The 21441-nt window shown below is 73.8% G+C and carries 19 protein-coding genes, 1 tRNA gene and 1 other RNA gene; 10 read left to right on the top strand and 11 right to left on the bottom strand.

The window, feature by feature from the left end:
* Together Q0L15_RS09640 and ffs are read right to left on the bottom strand one after the other, a co-directional pair.
* Positions 1 to 1230: DNA polymerase III subunit gamma and tau (locus Q0L15_RS09640; protein WP_296603937.1), on the bottom strand; the 1230-nt coding region annotated here is incomplete at its 3' end.
* 89 nt (positions 1231 to 1319) lie between these two features.
* An RNA gene (ffs, locus tag Q0L15_RS09635) (signal recognition particle sRNA small type) lies at positions 1320 to 1409 on the bottom strand.
* A gap of 123 nt (positions 1410 to 1532) precedes the next feature.
* Between ffs and Q0L15_RS09630 the strand changes: the two genes are divergently transcribed.
* Positions 1533 to 1621, top strand: a tRNA-Ser gene (locus Q0L15_RS09630).
* Positions 1622 to 1867: 246 nt separating this feature from the next.
* On the opposite strand, the gene Q0L15_RS09625 is transcribed toward Q0L15_RS09630, so the two are convergent.
* Genes Q0L15_RS09625 through Q0L15_RS09610 form a run of 4 tightly spaced genes read right to left on the bottom strand, consistent with a single transcriptional unit; the run spans position 1868 to position 5334 of the window.
* The gene (locus Q0L15_RS09625) at positions 1868 to 3268 is read right to left on the bottom strand and encodes a type VII secretion protein EccB (RefSeq protein WP_296603936.1); all 1401 of its coding nucleotides are present in this window, start codon (positions 3266 to 3268) and stop codon (positions 1868 to 1870) included.
* A gap of 10 nt (positions 3269 to 3278) precedes the next feature.
* Positions 3279 to 4646, bottom strand: a complete 1368-nt coding sequence (gene eccD, locus Q0L15_RS09620) for a type VII secretion integral membrane protein EccD (protein ID WP_296603935.1) — start codon at positions 4644 to 4646, stop codon at positions 3279 to 3281.
* 13 nt (positions 4647 to 4659) lie between these two features.
* Positions 4660 to 4956 (bottom strand): WXG100 family type VII secretion target, encoded by a 297-nt coding sequence (locus Q0L15_RS09615; protein WP_296603933.1) that lies wholly within the window; start codon positions 4954 to 4956, stop codon positions 4660 to 4662.
* A 60-nt stretch (positions 4957 to 5016) separates the two neighbouring features.
* Complete coding sequence (locus tag Q0L15_RS09610) at positions 5017 to 5334, bottom strand: hypothetical protein (RefSeq protein ID WP_296603932.1); 318 nt, start codon at positions 5332 to 5334, stop codon at positions 5017 to 5019.
* A 264-nt stretch (positions 5335 to 5598) separates the two neighbouring features.
* Between Q0L15_RS09610 and eccCa the strand changes: the two genes are divergently transcribed.
* Positions 5599 to 9555 (top strand): type VII secretion protein EccCa, encoded by a 3957-nt coding sequence (gene eccCa, locus Q0L15_RS09605; protein WP_296603930.1) that lies wholly within the window; start codon positions 5599 to 5601, stop codon positions 9553 to 9555.
* Positions 9556 to 9581: 26 nt separating this feature from the next.
* Here eccCa and Q0L15_RS09600 read toward each other — a convergent pair whose 3' ends face one another.
* Positions 9582 to 10043, bottom strand: a complete 462-nt coding sequence (locus tag Q0L15_RS09600; RefSeq protein ID WP_296603928.1) for a nuclear transport factor 2 family protein — start codon at positions 10041 to 10043, stop codon at positions 9582 to 9584.
* 151 nt (positions 10044 to 10194) lie between these two features.
* Between Q0L15_RS09600 and Q0L15_RS09595 the strand changes: the two genes are divergently transcribed.
* Genes Q0L15_RS09595 through Q0L15_RS09585 form a run of 3 tightly spaced genes read left to right on the top strand, consistent with a single transcriptional unit; the run spans position 10195 to position 11220 of the window.
* Positions 10195 to 10371, top strand: coding sequence for a hypothetical protein (locus Q0L15_RS09595; protein ID WP_296603927.1), 177 nt, complete (start codon positions 10195 to 10197; stop codon positions 10369 to 10371).
* 52 nt (positions 10372 to 10423) lie between these two features.
* The gene (locus Q0L15_RS09590) at positions 10424 to 10720 is read left to right on the top strand and encodes a type II toxin-antitoxin system VapB family antitoxin (protein ID WP_296603926.1); all 297 of its coding nucleotides are present in this window, start codon (positions 10424 to 10426) and stop codon (positions 10718 to 10720) included.
* The gene (locus tag Q0L15_RS09585) at positions 10720 to 11220 is read left to right on the top strand and encodes a LytR C-terminal domain-containing protein (RefSeq protein ID WP_296603925.1); all 501 of its coding nucleotides are present in this window, start codon (positions 10720 to 10722) and stop codon (positions 11218 to 11220) included. The genes Q0L15_RS09590 and Q0L15_RS09585 overlap by 1 nt, the downstream gene beginning before the upstream one ends.
* Before the next feature lie 12 nt (positions 11221 to 11232).
* Here the strand turns inward: Q0L15_RS09585 and Q0L15_RS09580 are convergent, their stop codons facing one another.
* Complete coding sequence (locus tag Q0L15_RS09580) at positions 11233 to 12750, bottom strand: potassium/proton antiporter (RefSeq protein WP_296603923.1); 1518 nt, start codon at positions 12748 to 12750, stop codon at positions 11233 to 11235.
* Between the two features lie 78 nt (positions 12751 to 12828).
* A complete protein-coding gene (locus Q0L15_RS09575) occupies positions 12829 to 13809 on the bottom strand; it encodes a TlpA disulfide reductase family protein (protein ID WP_296603921.1) in 981 nt (326 codons plus the stop codon).
* Between the two features lie 46 nt (positions 13810 to 13855).
* Between Q0L15_RS09575 and Q0L15_RS09570 the strand changes: the two genes are divergently transcribed.
* The 4 genes from Q0L15_RS09570 (at position 13856) to Q0L15_RS09555 (ending at position 18597) form a co-directional block, all read left to right on the top strand.
* Entirely contained in the window at positions 13856 to 15313 is a 1458-nt protein-coding gene (locus Q0L15_RS09570) for an FAD-binding protein (protein WP_296603920.1), read from the top strand.
* Between the two features lie 124 nt (positions 15314 to 15437).
* Positions 15438 to 16616, top strand: a complete 1179-nt coding sequence (locus Q0L15_RS09565; RefSeq protein ID WP_296603918.1) for a pyridoxal phosphate-dependent aminotransferase — start codon at positions 15438 to 15440, stop codon at positions 16614 to 16616.
* A 69-nt stretch (positions 16617 to 16685) separates the two neighbouring features.
* Positions 16686 to 17153, top strand: coding sequence for a hypothetical protein (locus Q0L15_RS09560; RefSeq protein WP_296603917.1), 468 nt, complete (start codon positions 16686 to 16688; stop codon positions 17151 to 17153).
* A 19-nt stretch (positions 17154 to 17172) separates the two neighbouring features.
* Complete coding sequence (locus Q0L15_RS09555; protein ID WP_296603916.1) at positions 17173 to 18597, top strand: hypothetical protein; 1425 nt, start codon at positions 17173 to 17175, stop codon at positions 18595 to 18597.
* 5 nt (positions 18598 to 18602) lie between these two features.
* On the opposite strand, the gene Q0L15_RS09550 is transcribed toward Q0L15_RS09555, so the two are convergent.
* A complete protein-coding gene (locus Q0L15_RS09550) occupies positions 18603 to 19985 on the bottom strand; it encodes a VWA domain-containing protein (protein WP_296603914.1) in 1383 nt (460 codons plus the stop codon).
* A gap of 7 nt (positions 19986 to 19992) precedes the next feature.
* On the bottom strand, positions 19993 to 20898 hold the full coding sequence (locus tag Q0L15_RS09545) for a MoxR family ATPase (protein ID WP_296603913.1): 906 nt from the start codon (positions 20896 to 20898) through the stop codon (positions 19993 to 19995).
* 170 nt (positions 20899 to 21068) lie between these two features.
* Here Q0L15_RS09545 and Q0L15_RS09540 point away from each other — a divergent pair, with 170 nt between their 5' ends.
* Positions 21069 to 21431, top strand: coding sequence for a hypothetical protein (locus Q0L15_RS09540; protein WP_296603912.1), 363 nt, complete (start codon positions 21069 to 21071; stop codon positions 21429 to 21431).
* Positions 21432 to 21441 lie beyond the last annotated feature (10 nt).

The raw sequence follows: 21441 nt of genomic DNA, 5'->3' as shown, positions 1-21441 counted from the left end.
CGCCGGGCGGTCCTGGGCGGGCGGCGCGGCGGGGGCCGCGGCCGCCGGGGTGGGGACGCCGGTGATCGTGAGCCGCTTCTCGAGGCGGTCCAGCCGGGCCATCACGCCGTCGGTCGCGTGGTCGGCCCCGGGCAGCAGGATGCGCGCGCACAACAGCTCGAGCAGCAGCCGGGGCGCGGTCGCGCCCCGCATCTCGGTCAGACCGGTGGCGGCGATGTCGGCCGCGCGGCTCAGCTCGGCCGCACCGAAGCGGGCGGCCTGAGCGACGAGGCGCTCGCCCTGGTCCTCGGACACGTCGATGAGCCCGGTCGCCGGAGCATCGGGCACGGCGGCGACGATCACCAGGTCGCGCAGCCGCCGCAACAGGTCCTCGGTGAACCGTCGAGGGTCCTGGCCGGTCTCGACGACCTTGTCGACCACCGCGAAGACGGCGGCGCCGTCGCCGGCGGCGAACGCGTCGACGACCTCGTCGAGCAGGGTGTCGGGCGTGTAGCCCAGCAGCCCGGCGGCGAGCTCGTGGGTGACGCCGGTGGGTCCGGCACCACCGAGCAGCTGGTCGAGCACGGAGAGCGTGTCGCGCGCCGAGCCGCCGCCCGCTCGGACGACCAGCGGGAGGGCCGCAGGGTCGATGCTGACGCCCTCCTTGGCGCAGAGCTCGGAGAGGTAGGAGGAGAGCAGCCGCGGCGGGATCAGTCGGAACGGGTAGTGGTGCGTGCGCGACCGGATCGTCGGCAGCACCTTGTCGGGCTCGGTGGTCGCGAAGATGAAGCGCAGGTGCGGCGGCGGCTCCTCGACGAGCTTGAGCAGGGCGTTGAAGCCCTGCGTCGTGACCATGTGGGCCTCGTCGATGATGTAGACCTTGTACTTGCTGCGGACCGGGGCGAAGAACGCCTTCTCACGCAGGTCACGAGCATCGTCGACACCACCGTGGGACGCCGCGTCGATCTCGATCACGTCGATGGATCCCGGCCCGCCCCGCGCCAGGTCGCGGCAGCTATCGCACTCTCCGCAGGGGTCGGCCACCGGCGCCTGGTCGCAGTTGAGCGCACGGGCGAGGATGCGCGCGGACGTCGTCTTGCCGCAGCCGCGGGGCCCGGAGAAGAGGTAGGCGTGGTTGACCCGGTTGTTGGCCAGCGCCACGCGCAGCGGCTCCGTCACGTGAGCCTGGCCGATGACCTCCGCAAAGGTCTCGGGGCGATAGCGGCGGTACAGCGCCAGGGGTGACTCCACGCATGAACCCTAACGACCGGCCCCGACAGCCGGTAGCGGTGCCGTGGCGGCCACCCCTCCCGCTCTCGCGCGAGCGCCGCCGGAAATGCAGAGGCCCCCCGCGCACCCGGCAGAGCTCACTTGCCCTTGCTGCCTTCCGGCCCTGGGGGATTGGGTGAGGTGCCGCCACACGGGGGGTTGCCCCGAGTCTAGGTGAGCGCTGCACGCCCCACCAAGACGGGTCCCACCTCGACCGGCCGGTCCGCGGGAGACCCTCCGCGGCGAATTCGTCCCCGCGGCGCCGGACCGGTACTCTCCTCCGCGGAGGATTCGCCTAGTGGCCTATGGCGCTCGCTTGGAAAGCGGGTTGGGTTAACAGCCCTCAGGGGTTCGAATCCCCTATCCTCCGCCACTCGAACGGCGTCGCGCGATGTGCGACGCCGTTCGTCGTACCTGGGATCGGCCCGGCAGCGGTGCCCGCCAGGCTCCCGGCCCCGAGCCGGTCGAGGGCGCCGAGCACGTGATGGTCGAGTCGTTCGGCACCGCCCAGCACCTGCACGACGGAACGGCAGGTCGAGCAGCCCCGCGACCGATGAAGGAGGTCGCGACGGGCGTATCGAGACCCCTCACACGAACGGACGCTGCCCACTCGGTCCGATCACCCACACGACACCCGCCCACACAGCGCCCGGTCCCGCGACAGCGGCGCACCGGCGGCGAACAGCCGCATCCAGGCGTGCGGGACCGTCGGCGGGACGACGTCGGCGTACCCGAGTCGCTCGAGGGTGTCCTCACCCTCGACCGGGTGCGCGAGGCCGGCACTGTCGACGAGCACCGCGACGGAGTCGTGTCCCGCTCGCATGTCGCGTACCAGCGCGCCGTGACCCGGGTCGACGTGGACACCGGGAGCATCAGAGCCGGCGTCGTCCTCCGGCCTCGTGCCGAGCCGGACGACAGCCGCGGAGTCCCCGTCCGCGACGAGCACCGCGCACGGGTCGCTCCCGAGCGGAACGGGCAGGCGGGTCGGCCAGTGCAGGTCGCCTGCCGGCCACCTCACCCGGGCGAGGTCAGGCAGCCGGCGCACGGGGATCAGGGCGGGCGCGGACCCGGTCGGCATCCGGGTGTGGCCGTAGACGGCTGCCGCGAACGGATCGAGGCCGGCAGGGCCGGCGCGGGTCATCACCACGGCCTCGCCCACGGGGTCGACCAGCACGTCGCCGACCGTGGCCCGGCCGGGCACGCCGGCGGCGTCCCATCCAGCGGGGCGCGTCCCCGCCCCCGAGAGCCCGAAGCTCGCCCAGGTGAGCGGTGCCCCAGTCGGCACCAGGTCGAGCCAGGCACGCGGCACCCGCGACGCGAGCACCCGGGCGGGCAGCCCGAGAGACACCAGCAGGTTGTCGACGGCGTCGGTGTCGGGGAGTGGGAGGGAGTACGCCGCGGGCGGCTCACCGTCGACCTGGACGTCGGCCACCAGGTAGGAGCGCCCGTCGACGGCCACCACCTGGGCGGCACCCGCCACCGGTCGTGGCGCCTCGCCGCCTAGCCGGAGCAGGGGCCGCTGCGCGCCGGAGGGGCAAGCGCTCCACCCGGTCTGCACCAGCAGTGCCGGCGGTGGCGGGCTGGTGGGAGCGTCCGGGACGCCGATCTCGGGCCCGACCCGTTGCCCGTCGATCGCCTCTTGGGAGACCACCGCCGGCTCGACATCCGACCCGAGGACCAGCCGGGCCGACGTGAGGTTGGCCACCGGCCGCAGCTCGACCCCGGCATCCTCGTCTGCACCCTCGTGCGCATCCTCGGGCACGATCACGAACGCCTGCCCGGTGTCCGCGGAGACGATCAGGCCGCGGCTGGTCCAGTCGTCGGGCGGGCCGGGCGACAGGAGGCGGGCGACCACCGCGCCCGCGCAGAGGAGGACGGCGAGCGCCAGGCCACCGACCACCGCCCGCACGGGCCGCTGCCGATCCTCACGGCCCAGGCGGTCGCTGCCGGAGACGAGGGCGCCGGTGAAACGGCGCCTCTCGAAGGTGTGCGCCTCGACGAGCTCGGAGGGCGAGCCCACGGCCACCTCCTCAGGACCGGAGGGCGCTGAAGACGCCCCCGGCGAGCACGAGCACCGGCAGCAGCGCGAGCAGCACCGCCGCCTCCAGCAGGTCCGCGAGCCGGGCCAGGCGCGGCACCATGCCGGGCCCTGGCCCCCGCGCCGCGACGGCGAGCGCCAGTGCGCCGAGCGCGCAGAGGGCCAGCGACAGACCGAGGCGCCACCCGGGCTGCAGCCACAGCGCCGCCAGGACCGTCGTGGCGAGTCCGGCGCCGCCGGCGCCGAGCCCGGCGAGGACGAGCGCTGCCGAGCGGTGCCGCCGGGTCCGCACGAGGACGGCCACGCAGCACAGCACGGCGAGGGTGGCCCCCGCCGGCCCGAGCGAGACGCTCAACGGCGCGACGACGACCAGCACGGCGGCCACGGAGGCCGAGAGGCCCAGCAGGATCTCCTGCGCGAGCCGCGCGTCGGCGAGCAGGCCCGCCTGGTCGACCGGCGCGTCGCCGCGCTCGTCGAGATGACGGGCGGCGGCGCCCGTGAGCGTGAGCGTCATGGCAGGGAAGGCCGCGCTCGCGAGCACGACCACCACCAGCGCGGCCGCGAGGAGGACGGCGGGGTCGAGATCGGCGACCCGGCACGCCAGCCCGACCGCCAGCAGGATCGCGCCGACGACGACGGCCGGCAGACCCGAGACCCGCCCCGCGCGCAGCCCGACGACACACACGAGCCCGGCGACGAGCGCAGCCCCGCCCGCGGCGGCGACGGCCGTGCCGGTCGAGGCAGCAGCGCCGGACGAGACGAGCAGCCCCGCGACGGCGGCGTACGTCGCGCCCAGCACGCCGAGGGTGGCCGCGGCCCCGGGCTCGGGACGGGCCCGTGAGGCTGCGACCGCGCCGGCGAGCTGGGCGACGGAGACGCTCGCCGCGACCGGCCACCCGACGGACGAGCCACGGTGGACCACGAGCCCCACGGCACCCAGGCCCAGGCCCAGGACGCCGGCGCACCAGGTGGCCCGACGACCGAGCGCTCCGGCCCGGGCCGCGGCGTCGCGGTCGACGAGCTCGGCGAGCGCCTCGGCCGCGTCGTCGTCGAGGCGGGAGGCGCCGCCCTCGACGTCGCCCGTGGCCACCGTCAGCAGGCCGCCGTCCTCGATGCCCTGCGCCACCAGCCCTGCATCCGGCTCGAGCTCGTGACCGCTCGCCGTGAGGACCCGGTAACCCGCATGGGCCGTGGCTCGACCGAGCAGACCGACGCTGCGCGCGAGCTCCGGCACCAGCTCGGCGACCGGGATCGCGCCCGGGAGGACGAGGTCGACGCGTCGTGTCGAGGAGGCGACGGTGACGCGCACGGGACCGGGTCCGCGCGGCGCCGGCTCGGCAGGTCGGCTTCGTCGGTCCATCGGCCCCGCCTGCTCAGAGGTCGAACGATGCGGCGCCGCGCAGGTCCGCGGAACGGTAGTCGGCGTTGGACTGCACGACCGTGGCGCTGGTCTCGTGGAGCAGGCCCTTCATCTCCTGCATGGCCCGGTCCCACGTGGCCTTGGCTCGGACGTAGGACTGCTGGGCGCTGCCGGTCCAGTCACTGCGCAGCGGCGCGAGCTCGGCCTCCAGGCGGTGCAGCCGCTCGTCGATGCGGGAGACCGCCTGGCCGAGGTCGTCGGCGACGGTGTCGAGGCCGGCGTGGTTGACGCGAAGTCCGTCGAGGGTCATGTCGTTGCTCCTGGTGCGGTGGTGGGAGTTGGGTGAGGGGTGGGACGGTCAGGGACCGCGTCAGCCGAGGCGTCCGGCGACGCGGGCGAAGGTCGACGACTGCGCCTCGTCGGTGCGCAGGTTGTCCTTCTCGGTCGAGCTCAGCGCTGCCTCGAACTCGTGCAGCGCACCCGTGATCGCCCGCTGCTTGTCGGTCCAGGCCTGGTGCAGCCTGAAGAAGGCCGAGCCTCCGGCGCCCACCCAGGCGCCCTGCTGGCCGAGGATCTGCTGCTCGAGGCGGTTGCTCAGGACGTCGAAGTCGGCCCTGGCCTGAGCGACCAGGCCGGCGGCTCGCGAGAGGGTGCCCTCGCCTTGTCCCATCTCCGGTGCAGACGACATGTCGCAGCTCCTTCCCCCGCGGCGGCCGCGCCGCCCGGGACTCGCGTGTGTTGTCCGGCGATCCGCTCGGGGTCGGTCCCGGACGGTCTCCGATCGGTTGCCCGACCCGGTCGGGCCGGAAACCGGCGGTCCGCCGACCTGTGGAGAACCGCGCGTCGTCCACAGCCCGGACCGCTCCAGGGGTCGGCGGCACTCGCTCGGGGTAGGCGGTCGGCACAGCACCCGGCCCGGCCGGGGGACCGCCACGCGAGAGGACCAGCACCGATGACCACCATGCTGCGTGCCGCGCCCCTCGACGACCCGGAGATCCCGGCCGGCACGGTCGTGCTCGACCCACCGCCGCAGCTGCACCCCCGGGAGGGCGGGAGCGGGGTGCTGATGAACGCCCTCCCGCTGCTGGGCAGCCTCGGGTCGATCGCCCTCGTGGCGACGATGGGCCGCGCCAGCGGGGGACGCGCGCTCATCGCCGCCGGGCTCTTCCTGCTCTCGACCCTCGGGTTCGTCCTCGTGCAGGTCGACCGTCAGCGACGGCAGCGCCAGGTCGCCGGCCCCCGCACGGCCTACCTGCGCTACCTCGCCGACGTACGCCGGGTCGTCCGCGACGCCGCGGCGCGACAGCGCGCGGCACTGACCTGGCGCCACCCGCACCCCGCGAACCTGGCCGCGCTCGCCTGCGAGCGGTCCCGGGTCTGGGAGCGCGGCGAGAGCCACCCCCTCTTCCTGCGGGTGCGCTACGGCGTCGGCGCCCAGCCCCTGGCGCTCGACCTGGTCGCACCGTCGGTCCCGACGGGCCACGAGACCGACGTCGTCGCCACCCGAGCGGTGCAGCGCCTCGTCGCGGTGCACCGCTCCCAGCGCGACCTGCCGGTCGCCGTCGACCTGCGTGGTGCTGGCCGGATCGAGGTGTGCGGCCCCGAGGAGGCGGCGCGGGCGCTCGCCCGGTCCGTGGTCTGCTCGGCCGCGACCTTCCACTCCCCCGACGACCTCCGGGTCGCCGTGCTCGCCTCCCCGGCCCACCTGCCGCACTGGGACTGGGTCAAGTGGCTCCCCCACGCCCACAGCGATCGTCGCCGCGACGCGATCGGTCCGCTGCGGACCGTCGCCACCGCGGCGTCCGACCTGGGCGCCCTGCTCCCGGTCGAGCCCGCCGACGGCGAGGTCGGGCCGCACGTCCTCCTCGTGGTCGACGGCGTCGAGCCGCCCGAGGAGCTCGTCGTACGTCGCGACGGATCGCCCCGCATCACCGTGGTCGACCTGCCGTCTCGCTGGCACGAGCTCGACGACCCGGCGCGCGTGCGCGTCCGGCTCGTGGATGCGCGCGCCGACGCCCCCGCTCCCGGGGGCGACGACCGCCGCCGGGATCGCGGGTGGGCCGCGGTCGTCGTGCACGGGCGCGGTGAGCCGCTCCCCGTCCTCGGCGACCAGCTCACCGTCGCCGACGCCGAGGCACTCGCCCGACGGCTCGCCCCGCTGCGCCTGCAGGGTTCCGAGGTCCGAGCGGGGCTCGAGGAGGCTCGGCGTCCTCGGGACTACCTGACGCTGCTCCAGGACCCCTTCGACCCGGAGACCGGGTGGCGGCCGCGTGCCGAGCGCGACCGGCTGCGGGTCCCGATCGGCCTCGGCGAGGACGGCGCCGTCGTCCACCTCGACCTCAAGGAGTCGGCCCAGGCCGGCATGGGACCGCACGGCCTCGTGATCGGCGCGACGGGGTCCGGCAAGTCCGAGCTGCTGCGCACCCTGGTGCTGGGCCTCGCCCTGACCCACTCCCCCGAACAGCTCAACCTCGTGCTGGTCGACTTCAAGGGCGGCGCGACGTTCGCCGGCATGTCCGGGCTCCCGCACGTCTCGGCGATCATCACCAACCTCGCCCAGGAGCTCCCGCTCGTCGACCGCATGCAGGACGCCCTGGCCGGCGAGCTGGTCCGCCGACAGGAGCTGCTGCGCTCCGCGGGCAACGTCTCCTCCATCCACGAGTACGAGAGGGCGCGGGCGTCGGGCGCCGACCTCGCGCCGATGCCGTCCCTGTTCGTCGTGGTCGACGAGTTCTCGGAGCTGCTCGCCGCGAAGCCGGAGTTCATCGACCTCTTCGTCGCGATCGGGCGGCTCGGCCGCTCGCTCGGGCTCCACCTCCTGCTCGCCTCCCAGCGCCTCGAGGAGGGCAGGCTGCGGGGGCTGGAGTCACACCTGTCCTACCGCCTGGGCCTGCGCACGTTCAGCGCGGCGGAGTCCCGCGCGGCTCTCGGCGTACCCGACGCCTACGAGCTGCCGGCCGACCCGGGCGTCGGCCTCCTCAGGCCCGACCCCACCACGACCGTGCGTTTCAAGGCCTCCTACGTCTCCGGGCCCCGGCGCACGTCGGCCGCGCTCCAGCAGGACGAGCCGCGGCAGGGCATCTTGCCGTTCACGCTGACCGAGGTCGCCGACCCGGCCGTCGGCCCACCTGAGCAGCCCCCGGCCGTCGAGCCCGTCACCCGACGCGAGTCGCTGCTCGAGCTCTCCGTACGCCGGATGTCCGGGCGCGGCCCGCGGGCCCACCAGGTCTGGCTGCCCCCGCTCGACGAGCCCGACACCCTCGCAGACCTGATGTCCGACCTGACCGCCCGTCCCCCGACCGGCCTGGTCTCGCCGTCCTGGCGCGCCCGCGACGGGCTGGTGGTCCCGGTCGGGACGGTGGACCGGCCTCGCGAGCAGCGACGCGAGACCCTGACCGTCGACCTCACGGGATCCGCGGGACACGCGGTGGTCGTGGGCGGTCCGCGCAGCGGCAAGAGCACGCTGCTCCGGACGATGGTCGCGAGTCTCGCGCTGGCGACGACACCCCAGGAGACCCAGTTCTTCGTGCTCGACTTCGGGGGCGGCACGTTCGCGCCGTTCGACGGACTTCCCCACGTCGCGGGCGTCGCGACCCGCGGCGAGCCCGAGGCCGTGCGGCGTGTGGTCGCCGAGGTCCGGGGCGTCGTCGACCGGCGGGAGGCGTACTTCCACGCGCGTGGGCTCGACTCCATGGAGGCCTACCGCTCCCGGCGGGCCGCCGGGCGCTGCGACGACGGTCACGGCGACGTCTTCCTCGTGGTCGACGGCTGGAGCACGGTGCGTGCCGAGTTCGAGGATCTCGAGAGCGAGCTGCAGCAGCTGGCCGGGCGCGGCCTGGCCTTCGGCGTGCACCTCCTCGTCGCGGCGGCCCGGTGGGCCGACGTCCGAGCCGCCACCCGGGACCTGTTCGGCACCCGCCTGGAGCTCCGGCTGGGCGACCCGTTGGACTCCGAGGTCGACCGTGTGGCCGCGGCCCTGGTGCCGACCGGCCGGCCGGGACGGGGGCTGGTGCCGAGCAGGCTGCACTTCCTCGCCGCGCTCCCGCGCATCGACGGCCGCCGCGATGCGGCCACGCTGGGCGAGGGTGTGAGCGACCTGGTCGCCCGGGTCGCCGCCGCCTGGACCGGCCCGACGGCCCCGCCGCTGCGGCTGCTCCCGACCACGGTCACGCTCGACGAAGTGCGTGCGGTCGCCGGCCCGCGCACCTCCGACCGCCAGCTCCTGGTCGCCGTCCGAGAGCAGGATCTCGGGGCCGTGGGCCTCGACCCGGACGCCGAGCCGCACCTGCTGGTGTTCGGCGACCGCGGGGCCGGCAAGAGCGGACTGTTGCGCAGCTACTGCCGCGAGGTGATCCGCACCCGGTCGCCACGCGAGGCGCAGCTGGTCGTGGTCGACCACCGGCGCTCGCTCCTCGGCGAGGTGCCCGGGGACCACCTGCTCGACTACCTCACCTCCACCGAACGGGCGACATCGGCGCTCACGGAGCTGGCGTCCTACCTGCAGGCCCGGCTGCCGGGCCCCGACGTCACGCCGGCGCAGCTGCGGGACCGGTCGTGGTGGTCGGGGGCCGAGGTGTTCGTGGTCGTGGACGACCACGACCTCGTGGCCACGTCACAGGCATCGCCGCTCCAGGCACTCGTCCCGCTGCTCGCGCAGGCCCGCGACGTCGGGCTGCACGTCGTCCTCGCGCGCCGCACGGGCGGTGCCTCGCGCGCGCTCTACGAGCCGGTCATCCAGTCGCTCCGCGATCTCGCGGCGCCCGGCCTGCTGCTCTCGGGCAGTCCCGACGAGGGACCTCTGCTGGGCTCCCAGCGGCCGCAGCCCGCGGCTCCTGGCCGGGCGCGGCTCGTCACGCGCGACCGTGGGGTCGAGGTGGTGCAGGTCGCCTGGTCCGCGCCGCGCCTGTGACGCGGCCCGACGACCGGGCGAGGGGGTCACACGTGGGTGTGCTCGCCCGGACCCTTGACTGCGACCCCCGGGAGGTCGGCGAGGTTGTAGGTCATCTCGAACGTACGCCGGTAGCCGGTGTGCGCGACCCGCCAGCCCTCGGCGGTCCGGACGTAACGGTCCTCGTAGAACGCGGCGCCCTCGAGCATGAAGCTGAACTCGGGCACGATCACCTTGTCCTGGAGGTACCACCGACCGGTGGCGGTGTCCCCGTCGACGTCGATCTCGGGGTGGTGTGCCTGGTGCAGGGTGATCCGCCCCTCGCCGAGGTTCTCCCGCATGTAGGCCACGAGCGCCGCGCGGTCGTCGAAGACCAGGCCGTTGTAGTCGCCGGTCGCCTCGGGCACGAAGCAGCCGGCGAACTCGTCCCACCGCTTGGTGTCGAGAGTGCGCAGGTAGCGGTACTTGAGCCGGCAGATCTCGGTCATGTCATCGACGACGTCGTTCACGAAACGAGAACGTATTCCAGTTCTGCACCGAACGTAAGCCCGCGGTTGATCTCGCCGTAACGCGCATTAAACCTGCCGGCGACACATCTTTGGCATCCTGGAAACCGAAGTTGCTCCCTCCGAGCGACCCGACCGACCGATGGAGGCCGAGATGGACACCCCCACCACCACGCCGGACCGCGACCTCGACCGGCTCCGCCAGCAACGCACGGACCTGCGCGTGCGGCACGCCCAGCGCCTGACGAGCCTCATGGAGGAGCGCGCCGACCTGCGCGGCGTCCACGCGCTCGCCGACTACTTCGACGACGCGGTGCGCTGGTCGGCCTGACCCTGGAGTCGACCGCGATCGGCGTCGGGGTGGGCCTCGTTATAGTCGCGACGTGATCTTCAAGCGCGTCGGTGACGGGAGGCCCTACCCCGACCACGGTCTCTCCTCCCGGGCCTGGGCGGCGGTCCCGCCCCGGCAGGTGCGTCTCGACCAGCTGGTGACGACCAAGGACACCCTCCAGCTGGCGGCCCTCCTCGACGAGGACTCCACGTTCTACGGTGACCTGTTCGCCCACGTGGTCGAGTGGAACGGCGAGCTCTACCTCGAGGACGGGCTCCACCGGGCCCTGCGGGCGGCCCTCCAGCAGCGCAACGTCCTGCACGCGCGGGTCCACACGCTGGAGGGCTGATGGTCGAGGGGGCACGGTCGGCGATCACCCTGGCGGCGCTCGGCCTGCTCCTGGCGCTCGCCGCCCTGTGGGGCTGGTCGGCTGCCACCAAGCCGCTGCCCGCCAAGGTCGACACCCCTCTCTGCGTCGACCGCACGGTCGAGGCGGGCACCAAGGTCTATCCCCAGGACGTCACCGTCAGCGTCTACAACGCAGGCACCCGCGACGGCCTGGCAGGGCGCACGATGCAGCTGCTCACCGACGACGGCTTCGCCGCGGGCGTCGAGGGCAACGTGAGCGCGCGGGTCGGCACCGTGCAGATCTGGACGCAAGACCCCGAGAGCCCCGCGGTCGAGCTCGTGGCCAGCCGGTTCGGGCCCGACGTCGAGGTCGAGCGCCGCGACCCCCTGGGGGTCGGGGTGACGATCGTCGTGGGGGACGCGTTCAAGGACCTCCGCAGCGGGAAGCGGTCGGTCCTCGCCGCGGACGACGCCACGATCTGCAGCCCGCCGATCGACTGATCGGGCTGCTGGTCAGGCCGGAGGACGCCGGGCCGGCTTGTCGACGAGCCACTGGGCCAGGCGGCCCCGCTCGCTGACCTGGCGCAGTCGCTCCTCGGTCTGCCAGCGCAGCTTGCGCGGGGTGACCACCAGCAGGTCGTCACCGTGGCGCAACACGGTCCGCCGCTCCGGCACCAGCGTGTGCCCCTCGCGGATCACCATCGACACCGATGCGCCGCGCGGGAGCCGCAGCTCGCCGACCTCGACACCGTGCATCCGTGACCCGGGCGAGATGAAGACCTGGAGCAGGTCGGCCGCGATCCGCTCCAGCGGCGCAGCCTCGACCTCGAGGCCGCGCGGCTCGGAGCGCCGGGCGACCTTGAGCACGCGGGCCACGGCGGGCAGCGTCGGCCCGGTGAGCAGCGTGTAGAGCACCACCATCACGAAGACCAGGTCGAACAGCCGCGTGGAGTCCTCGACGTGCTCGGCCAGGGGGATGGTCGTGAGCACGATCGGCACCGCACCCCGCAGCCCGGCCCAGGAGACGAACGACATCTCCCGCCAGGGCATCGGCTGCACCACCGAGCTCACCAGGACCGACAGCGGGCGGGCGACCAGCGTGAGCACCAGGCCGGCGACGATCGCCAGACCCACTGTGGACAGCGAGATGCGACCCGGCGAGAGCAGCAGCCCGAGCGTGACGAACAGCCCGATCTGGGCCAGCCAGGCGAGTCCTTCGGCGAAGGACCGGGTGGCCGCGCGGTGCGGCAGCTCGGAGTTGCCGAGCACCAGCGCGGCGACGTACACCGCGGCGAACCCGGAGCCGTGGACGAACGTCGCGACGCCGTAGCCGAGGAACGCCAGCGTCATGACCGCGAGCGGGTAGAGGCCGGACGACGGCAGCGCGGCCCGCCGCATCACCCAGGCGCCGCCGAAGCCGGCCGCGAGTCCGAGCGCGACGCCGATCGCGAGCTCGTAAGCGATGATCCCGAGCAGCACCGGCGGAGCGTGCTCGGCGGCCGCGCCGCTGGACACCAGGGTGACGAGCACGACCGTGGGGGCGTCGTTGAGACCCGACTCGGCCTCGAGCGCACCGGTCAGGCGCTTGGGGAGCGGCACCACCCGGAGCACCGAGAACACCGCCGCAGCGTCCGTCGGCGAGGTGACGGCGCCGAGCAGGACGGCCAGCTCCCACGGCATGCCGAGCAGGTAGTGGCCGGCGACCGCGACGACCGCGACCGACACCGCCACCCCGAGCGTCGCCAACGAGACCCCGAGCCGGATCGAGGACCGCATCTCGCGCCAGTTGGTGGTGAGACCACCTTCGGCCAGGATCACCGCGAGGGCCGCGAAGCCGACGGCGTGCGCGACCTCGTAGTTCTCGAACTGGATGCCGGCCCCGGACTCGCCCAGCGCCACGCCCATGAGCAGGTAGATCAGGAGGCTCGGCAGGCCGGCTCGGGTGGACACCCGCACGGCGAGGATCGCGAAGAACGTGACCACGGAGCCGACCAGGATGAACGTGTCGAGCTCGTGGACGTCGAACGACACAGATCACCTTTTGCAGTCGTCGGGGGCGCGGGTGTCCAGTCTATCGGTGCGCGCACTCGCCGCTCGGGCGCCGGCCGTTCAGCCGGTGGGGGTGTAGCCGGGCCGCCCGGAGGCGTCCCACTCCTCCCAGAACGAGGTGAACTCCTCGCCGAGGAACGGGTCGCCGCCGGTCATCGCGATGCCACCGCGGCGCACGGTCCAGTCCCACGGCGCGAGAACCTGGGCGATCGCGAGCTGCGCGCGGGCCGCCTCGGTGCGACCGACTCGCTGGTGGTGGGCCGCGATCCGCCGGTGCGCCAGCGCGAGCTGCTCCTCGTCGGTGCGCTGGACGGGTGCGGCGGCGGACGACTCCGGGAGGCTGCCCTCGAGCACCCAGGCGCGGAGCAGGTCGTGGTGGCGGGCGCTCTCGATCCGCGTGAACTCCACGAACTGGTCGTCCCCGGGCGCGATCGTCGGAGGCTTCACGATCCGGTCGTCCTCATCCACCCACACCACCGACGGAACGTTGGTGATGCCGTAGCGCTCGGCGGTCACGTGCGCGGTGTCGACGGCGACGGGGTACGACGGCGCCGCCTGCTCGATCCAGGGGCGGGCGTCCTCGGGGTCGGCGTCGAGCGCGACCGAGAACAGCCGGAGTCCGGCGTCGGCCAGCTCGTCCTGGAGCCGCTGCCAGCCACCCAGCTCGTGGCGGCACCCGCACCAGGAGGCCCAGGTGACCAGCACCCGCTTGTGCCCGGAGTAGTCGTCGAAGGAGAGCGGGTTGCCGTCGACGTCGTCCAGCGTCAGCGACGGAGCGCGACCCTCGGCGAGCTCGCGACGATGGGACTCCGCCGAGGGAGCGAGCGCGACCACCTGGTCGGCGCCGTCACCGTCGCGGGCAGCCAGCAGGCCGAGCGCCTCGAGCACCGGACGTCCCAGCAGCGGCACGCACGTCTCGCCCCGGCACAGCCCCTCGGGCTTGAGCGTCCAGCCGAGCGCGGCCGCGAGCGAGCCGTCGTCGGGCGCCCCGTCACCGCCGAGCACCTGCTCGCGGCCGTCGAGGTCGATCAGGATGCCCACGACGGACAGGATCGCATGGAAGTGGAACTTGTTCTAGATTTGGCGCATGAGCCGAGGCACCGCCATCCCCGAGGTCCTGCCCGCCGAGGTCCTGACCGACGCGCCGACGTACGACGTCGTGGTCGTCGGGTTCGGCATCGCGGGCGGGTGTGCCGCGCTGGAGGCGGCCCGCGCCGGCGCCCGGGTGCTGCTGCTGGAGAAGGCCGCCGTGCACGGCGGGACCTCGAGCATGTCCGGCGGGCACTTCTACCTCGGCGGCGGCACGGCCGTGCAGCAGGCGACCGGCCACGAGGACTCCCCCGAGGAGATGTACAAGTACCTCGTCGCGGTCTCCAAGGAGCCCGAGCACGACAAGATCCGTGCCTACTGCGAAGGGTCGGTCGAGCACTTCGAGTGGTTGGAGGCGCTGGGCTTCGAGTTCGAGCGTTCCTACTACCCCGAGAAGGCCGTCATCCAGCCCGGCACCGAGGGCCTGATGTACACCGGCAACGAGAAGGTCTGGCCGTACAAGGAGCAGGCGCGCCCCGCGCCCCGGGGCCACAAGGTGCCCGTGCCCGGTGACACCGAGGGCACCAAGATGGTGATGGACCTCCTGCGCGAGCGCATCGAGGAGGCCGGGGTCGAGGTCCGCTACGAGACCGGCGCGACCCACCTGGTCGCCGACGGGTCCGGTGCCGTGCGCGGCCTGGCGTGGAAGTCGTTCGAGGAGACCGGGTACGTCGCCGGTGCGGTCGTCATCGCCGCCGGAGGGTTCGTGATGAACCCGGACATGGTCGCTGAGCACACGCCGCGGCTCGCGGAGAAGCCGTTCACGCTCGGCTCGACGTACGACGACGGCCTCGGCATCCGGCTGGGCGCCTCGGTCGGGGCCGAGCTCAAGCACATGGACGAGCCGTTCATCACCGCGCCGTTCTACCCGCCGGCGTCGCTGATCACCGGGTTCGTGGTCAACCAGGACGGCGAGCGCTTCTGCAACGAGGACGGCTACCACTCGCGCACCTCGCAGTTCGTGATGGAGCAGCCGGACTCCGCGGCGTACCTCATCGTCGACAGCGAGCACGTGGAGTACCCCAAGTTCCCGCTCGTGCCGCTCATCGACGGCTTCGAGACGATCACCGAGCTCGAGGACGCCCTGGGGCTGCCCGCGGGGTCGGTGGCCAAGACCCTCGAGCGCTACAACGAGCTGGCCGCCGCCGGCGAGGACGTCGACTTCCACAAGGCGCCGGAGTGGCTGGCACCCCAGGGCGTCGGTCCGTGGGCGGTCTTCGACCTGCGGCTGGGCAAGGCGATGTACGCCGGCTTCACGCTCGGCGGTCTGCGGGTGTCGGTCGACGGCGAGGCGCAGCGCCCCGACGGCTCGGTCATCCCCGGCCTCTACGCCGCCGGCGCCTGCGCGTCCAACATCGCCCAGGACGGCAAGGGCTACTGCTCCGGCACCCAGCTCGGCGAGGGCTCGTTCTTCGGCCGCAGAGCCGGGCGAGCGGCGGCGTCACGGGGTCGCTGACCCGGGCCGCTGGTCGAGCAGCGAGCGCCAGCGAGCGTCGTCGAGACCCCTGCACCGACGTACTGCGTTTGGCTGCGGGGGTCTCGACGAGCTCGACCTCCGGCGCCCGCCGTAGGGTCGAGCCGTGAGCAGGTTCCAGGTCGCGTCGAGAGCCAACGTCCCGCCGTTCCACGTCATGGACCTGCTGGCGGCGTCGGCGGAGCGGCAGCGGACCCACGGAGACGTGCTCAACCTGCTGGCGGGCCAGCCGATGACCGGCGCGCCGGCGCCGGTGCGCGAGGAGGCCAAGCGGCTGCTCGACTCCGGTGACCCGCTGGGCTACACCCCGGCCTCCGGGATCCTGGAGCTGCGCGAGGCCATCGCCGGCCACCACCGACGGATGCACGGCTTCGAGGTCGACGCCGACGAGGTCGTGGTGACGACCGGCAGCAGCGGCGGGTTCCTGCTGGCGTTCCTCGCCGCGTTCGAGGTCGGCGACCGGGTGGCGATGGCTCGGCCCGGCTACCCCTGCTACCGCAACGTGCTCTCCGCACTGGGCTGCGAGGTGGTCGAGATCCCGACCGGCCCGGAGACCCGGTTCCAGCCGACCGTCGACCAGCTCCAGGAGCTCGGGGACATCCGGGGCCTGGTCGTCGCGAGCCCCGCCAACCCGACCGGCACCATGCTGCTCCCGACCGAACTGGCGGCGCTCGCGACGTACTGCGAGGCCGAGCGGATCCAGCTGATCAGCGACGAGATCTACCACGGCATCGAGTACGCGCCGCTGACCGGCGGCGAGCCGATGGCGCGCAGCGCCTGGGAGACCAGCCGTGAGGCGGTCGTGTTCTCGAGCTTCTCCAAGTACTTCTCGATGACCGGCTGGCGGATCGGCTGGATGCTGGTCCCCCGGCGGCTGCGGCGCGCGGTGGACGTGCTGACCGGCAACTTCACGATCTGCCCGCCGGTGATCGCGCAGCGCGCGTGCCTCGCGGCGTTCGACGACGCGTCGTACGCCGAGCTCGACGGCCACGTCGCGCGCTACGCCGACAACCGCCGGATCCTGCTCGAGGGGCTGCCCCGGCTCGGCATCACCGACCTGGCTCCCGCCGACGGCGCGTTCTACGTGTACGCCGACATCGGTCACCTCACCGACGACTCGATGCGGTTCGCGCACGACCTGCTCGCGCGCACGGGTGTCGCCGTCGCGCCGGGCGTCGACTTCGACACCGTCGACGGGCCGCGGTCGATCCGGCTCAGCTTCGCCGGCCCCGGGGCCGAGATCGAGGCCGCACTGGAGCGGCTCTCCACAGCCCTCGACCGCTGAGGTTTCTCCACAGCCGCCGCCCGGCGACCCTTCCTGCAGGCCCACCCGGGCCGTCGAGAGGGGGCTGCGATGTACGGCGACACCACCGCGATCAGGGCGCTCGCCGACCGGCTGCGCGAGCGGGCCGACGAGCTCCGCGCGATGGCCGACCGGCTCGCCGCACGCACCGAGCAGGTGCCGTGGGAGGGCCTCGCGGCCGACGCCCTGCGCCGCCACGTCCGCGAGCGGGCCGGCGCGCTGCGCCGCACGGCGGTGCTGCACGACGACGCGGCGGAGGCCCTCGACCGGCACGCCCGCGAGGTCGACCGGCTCCAGGACCTGATCGCCGCGATCGAGCGCCGCTTCCACCGCCTCCTCGAGAGCGTCGGGGGCGCCATCGACGGCGCGATCGACACCCTTCGCCACCACCTGCTCCCCGACCCGCTGACCGACTGGCTGCACGGGTTCGTGCCGCCGCCCCACGGGAGCAGAGCCTGGCTCGACGTCGAGCTGCCCGGGCTGCCCGGGCTGCCCGGGCTGCCCGGGGCCGGCCGATGACGCGCCCCGGGGCCTGCTCGTGAGCGCCGAGATCGTCTCGGTCACCGGCGGGTCCGCCGGGGTGGCGGCGACGTACGCCGCGGTCCGCGCGCTGGCCGAGGCCTACGACGAGGCCGGCGACCGGCTGCGGGGGTGGGCCGGGCTGGGGGCCCGCACGTTGGCCGACCCCGACCTCGTCGAGTCCGCCCTGCTCGCGCCGCTGACGTTCGCCGAGGCCGAGTGCGCGGTCCTCGCCGCGACAACCGGGCCCGACGGGGTGCTGGTGGGGTCGTGCGGATGGGAGCTCGACGCGGTGTCGGTGCGGGCGGTGCTCGCCGGCTTCGAGACCGCCGACGCGCTCGTGGAGTCGGCCCTCGACCAGATCGACCACGCGATCGGCCGGGCGGCCGGGTTCACGCTCGGCGCCACCGCCCCGGCCGTCCTGCCCGTGGTCGCGGCCACCCTCCCGCTGGTCCCTCCGAGCGCCTGGCGCGACGTCGAGGACTGGGTCGAGGACTGGGTGGTGGGCCATCCCGGCGTCGTCGAGCACGTCGCCAACGGGGGTGGCGGTCTGCTCGAGGGCCTGTGGGACGGCACCACGCCGCTGGCCCCGGGCGGCCCCCTCGGCGTCCCGCTCACCGTGCCCGACAGCGGGTCGGGCGCCGGCCTGCTCGCGCTGCTCTACGGCCCCGACGGACCCGCGGACGTCACCGAGGTGCACCCTCCGGGCGGCGCCGACCCCGCACAGCCGGGGGACCTCACCGGGCTCATCACCCACCTGTCCGGCGTCGCCGACCTCTCGCCCACGCCCGACTCATCCCTCAACGGCACGATCGAGATCCAGACGCTCGACGCCGGCACCGACGACGTGCGCCACATCGTCTACCTCCCCGGCACCGACGACATGGTCACGCTGCCGTGGACCCAGGACGGCGACATCCGCGACCTGGCCACCGACCTCGTCTCGGCGTCCGGCCACCAGACGGCCTACCAGCAGGGCATCCTCGAGGCGATGGCCCAGGCAGGCGTCGGCGCCGGCGACCCGGTGCTGCTCGTCGGGCACTCCCTCGGCGGCATGGAGGCCGCCGCGATCCTGGGCCAGGGCGGCGACGGGTTCAACGTCACCCATGTCGTCACCGCAGGCTCGCCGACCGCCCAGGTCGACGGCTTCCCGGTCGGCAGCCACGTGCTCTCCCTCGAGCACCACGGCGACGTCGTGCCGCTGGTCGACGGAGCGCCCAACCCCGACTCGGTCCAGCAGGCGACCGTCACCTTCGACGACGGCCCCACCGGCATCCTCGACGCCCACGGCTATCCCCACTACATCGCCGGCGCAGCCGCCGCCGACGCGTCGAGCGACCCGTCGGTGCAGGAGCAGCTCGCGAGCCTGCACGCCGCCGGCTTCCTCGGCGACGGCGCGGGCGCGGTGGCGACGCACGTCTACCAGATCGTGCGGCAGCCGTGACCGGCTCACGCCAGATCGTGGACGAGCTCGCCGAGCTGGGTGAGGTTGCGGCACTCCACCATCGGCACGACCTCGCCGTACCTGCCCGCGGCCGAGTCGCCGGTGTCCCAGTGCCGCCGGTGCTCGGGGTTGAGCCACCAGGCGTGCCGGGCCGAGCCCGCGAGCCGCTTCAGCACGTCGAGGTGGAGGTCGCTGTAGTTGGACCGGGCGTCCCCGAGGATCAGCAGCGACGACTTGGGCCCGAGAGCGTCGGCGTACTGCTCCTCGAACTTCACCAGCGCGCGGCCGTAGTTCGTGCGCCCCCACAACGCGGCGTACGCCGTGCTCGCCGCCAGGTCGGCCATCACGTCTCCCGGATCGGCGCCGGGGGTGAAGTAGCCCGTGACCTCGTGGACGTGGTCGATGAACGTGAAGGCCCGCACCTTCTCGAACTGGTCGCGCAGCGCATAGACCAGCAGCAGCGTGAACTGCGCGAAGTTGGCCACCGACCCGCTCACGTCGCAGAGCACCACCAGCTCGGTGCGGTGCGGCCGCTTGGGCTTGTGGTGGGTGACGAGCGGGACCCCGCCGGTCGACATCGAGGCCCGGACCGTACGCCGGAAGTCGAGCGGGCCCCGCCGCCGCGCATGGTGCTCCTGGGTCAAGCGGGTGGCGAGCCGGCGCGCCAGCGGGTAGATCTCGCGCCGCATCTCCTCGAGGTCGGCCTTGCGTGCCGCGGTGAAGTCGAGCCGGTCGATCGCGGGCCGGACGGCGACGTTCGCGACGTGGTCGGGGCCCTTCTCCTCCGCGATCCGGCGTCGCGCGTCGCCCTCCACCAGCGCGGTGAACGACCCGATCCGCCGGGCGGCCTCGCGACGTGCCTGGTCCTCCGCGCGGCCCTCGGCGAGCAGCGCGGCGAGGATCCGGTCGGTCAGCTCGGCCGGCGCGACCCGCTGCAGGGCCGTGTACGCCGACCACGACGACAGCCCCGGCCCGCGGCCCGGCATCGCGCCGAACCGGGCGATCATCTCGGCGGCCAGCTCGACCAGCGCCTGCTCGTCGCCCTCGGCCAGCGCCTCGGCCACCTGGTCACGGAAGGCCGCGAGGGCCTCGGCGTTGTCGCGCACCGCGCCCGCGTCGCCGGCCCCGTCGCTCTCCTGCGCCGCGAGCGCCGCTGCCCCGTCGCCGACCATGCGGGGGAAGTAGACGTCGAACAGCGCATCGAACGTGGGCCGCTGCGACTGCTTCTTCACCAGCGTGGCGGCGTACCCCGCCCGCACGGTGGCGCGGTCGTCCCACTCGAGCGCGCGCAGGGCCCGGATGGCGTCGAGGTCCTCGGCGAGCGACACCGACATCCCGGCGCCCCGCAGGGCCTCCAGGAACGCGATGTGCCGGTCGACGAGACTCATGGGTGCCTCAGGCCCGGAGCCGGAGCTCCTTGACGGCCCGCGCCTGGTCGGACGCGTGCTTGAGGACGACGCCGAGGGTCGCGGTGATGGCCGCGTCGTCGAGGTCGCCGATCTCGAGAGCGAGGAGCGTGCGTGCCCAGTCGACCGACTCCGCGATCGACGGGGCCTTCTTGAGGTCCAGCTCGCGCAGCCGGGTGATCGTGGCGACCAGCTGGGCCGCGACCCGCTCCTCGAGGTCGGGCACCTGGGAGGTGACGATCTCGCGCTCGCGCTCGGCGTCGGGGTAGTCCAGGTGGAGGTAGAGGCAGCGTCGCTTGACGGCCTCGGACAGCTCACGGGTGGCGTTGGAGGTCAGCACGACGTACGGCCGCCGGGCGGCACTGACGGTCCCGAGCTCGGGGATCGTGACCTGGAAGTCGGAGAGGACCTCGAGCAGCAGCCCCTCCACCTCCACGTCGGTCTTGTCGACCTCGTCGATGAGCAGGACCGTCGGCTCCTCGCGCCGGATCGCGGTCAGCAGCGGCCGCGTCAGCAGGAACTCCTCGGTGAAGATGCTCTCGTCCCACCCCTCTGCCGCTCCTGCACGAGTTGTGGTTGCGGTCGCCTCTCGGCTGACGGAGGCAGACTGGATCCGGAGCAGCTGCTTCTTGTAGTTCCACTCGTACAGCGCCCGCGCCTCGTCGAGGCCCTCGTAGCACTGCAGGCGCACCAGCTCGGCGCCGCTCACCCGCGCGACCGCCTTGGCCAGCTCGGTCTTGCCGACGCCGGCCGGACCCTCGACGAGCAGGGGCTTCTCGAGCGCCCCGGCGAGGTACGCCGTCGTGGCGGTCGCGCCGTCGGCGAGGTAGCCCGCCCCCGCGAGGCGGGCCGCGGCGTCGGCAGGCGTGGCGAACCACGTGGGTGACGAAGGCATGGTCGACATCCTCACCCATCTCGACAGCCGGCGGGGCACGGATGTGAGCCGCGCTACCCGATCCGTTGCTCCGTCACCTCAGCCGGGTCCCCTCGTTGTCCGTGGTGGGAGAGGGACGCGCGCCACCTGGGGGGCGGCGCGCGGCGGACTGTCACAGGAGGAGCACACGCATGCCCCACCGACTCCCTGCTTCGGCGCGCCTGGCGTGCGGAGCGGTCAAGGTCGCCGTCGTCGGCACGATGGCCGTGCTCGCGCTGGGCACCGGGCCCGACACGGCTGCCGGACGGTCCGGCTCCACACTCGCGGACGCCGACCAGCAGTCGGCGGCCGACCCGGCCCTCGCCCGCAAGCTGATCCGTCACGAGTGCTCAGCGGCGGGCTTCGGACCGGACCGTCAGCCCACCTCGGCCCTGGTCCGTTCGGCCGCCGGCTCCCTGAGGTTCGTCGACTTCGACACCGGCTGGCGGATCTACACCCGCCACGGCGCGGCGAAGCTCGTCGCGGTGTGTCTCGACGAGCCTCCGGCGCGGTAGGGCCGCGATC

The sequence above is a fragment of the Nocardioides sp. genome (assembly GCF_024509035.1).
GTDB lineage: Bacteria > Actinomycetota > Actinomycetes > Propionibacteriales > Nocardioidaceae > Nocardioides.
The sequence above is the reverse complement of the archived record's forward strand: the minus strand, read 5'-3'. Positions and strand labels throughout refer to the sequence as shown.

Bases quoted from the DNA above. Each gene is read 5' to 3' on its own strand.
- eccD (WP_296603935.1), bottom strand. From the start codon at position 4,646: ATGGACCGACGAAGCCGACCTGCCGAGCCGGCGCCGCGCGGACCCGGT.
- Q0L15_RS09615 (WP_296603933.1), bottom strand. From the start codon at position 4,956: ATGACCCTCGACGGACTTCGCGTCAACCACGCCGGCCTCGACACCGTC.
- Q0L15_RS09610 (WP_296603932.1), bottom strand. From the start codon at position 5,334: ATGTCGTCTGCACCGGAGATGGGACAAGGCGAGGGCACCCTCTCGCGA.
- eccCa (WP_296603930.1), top strand. From the start codon at position 5,599: ATGACCACCATGCTGCGTGCCGCGCCCCTCGACGACCCGGAGATCCCG.
- Q0L15_RS09595 (WP_296603927.1), top strand. From the start codon at position 10,195: ATGGACACCCCCACCACCACGCCGGACCGCGACCTCGACCGGCTCCGC.
- Q0L15_RS09585 (WP_296603925.1), top strand. From the start codon at position 10,720: ATGGTCGAGGGGGCACGGTCGGCGATCACCCTGGCGGCGCTCGGCCTG.
- Q0L15_RS09570 (WP_296603920.1), top strand. From the start codon at position 13,856: ATGAGCCGAGGCACCGCCATCCCCGAGGTCCTGCCCGCCGAGGTCCTG.
- Q0L15_RS09560 (WP_296603917.1), top strand. From the start codon at position 16,686: ATGTACGGCGACACCACCGCGATCAGGGCGCTCGCCGACCGGCTGCGC.
- Q0L15_RS09550 (WP_296603914.1), bottom strand. From the start codon at position 19,985: ATGAGTCTCGTCGACCGGCACATCGCGTTCCTGGAGGCCCTGCGGGGC.
- Q0L15_RS09545 (WP_296603913.1), bottom strand. From the start codon at position 20,898: ATGCCTTCGTCACCCACGTGGTTCGCCACGCCTGCCGACGCCGCGGCC.
- Q0L15_RS09540 (WP_296603912.1), top strand. From the start codon at position 21,069: ATGCCCCACCGACTCCCTGCTTCGGCGCGCCTGGCGTGCGGAGCGGTC.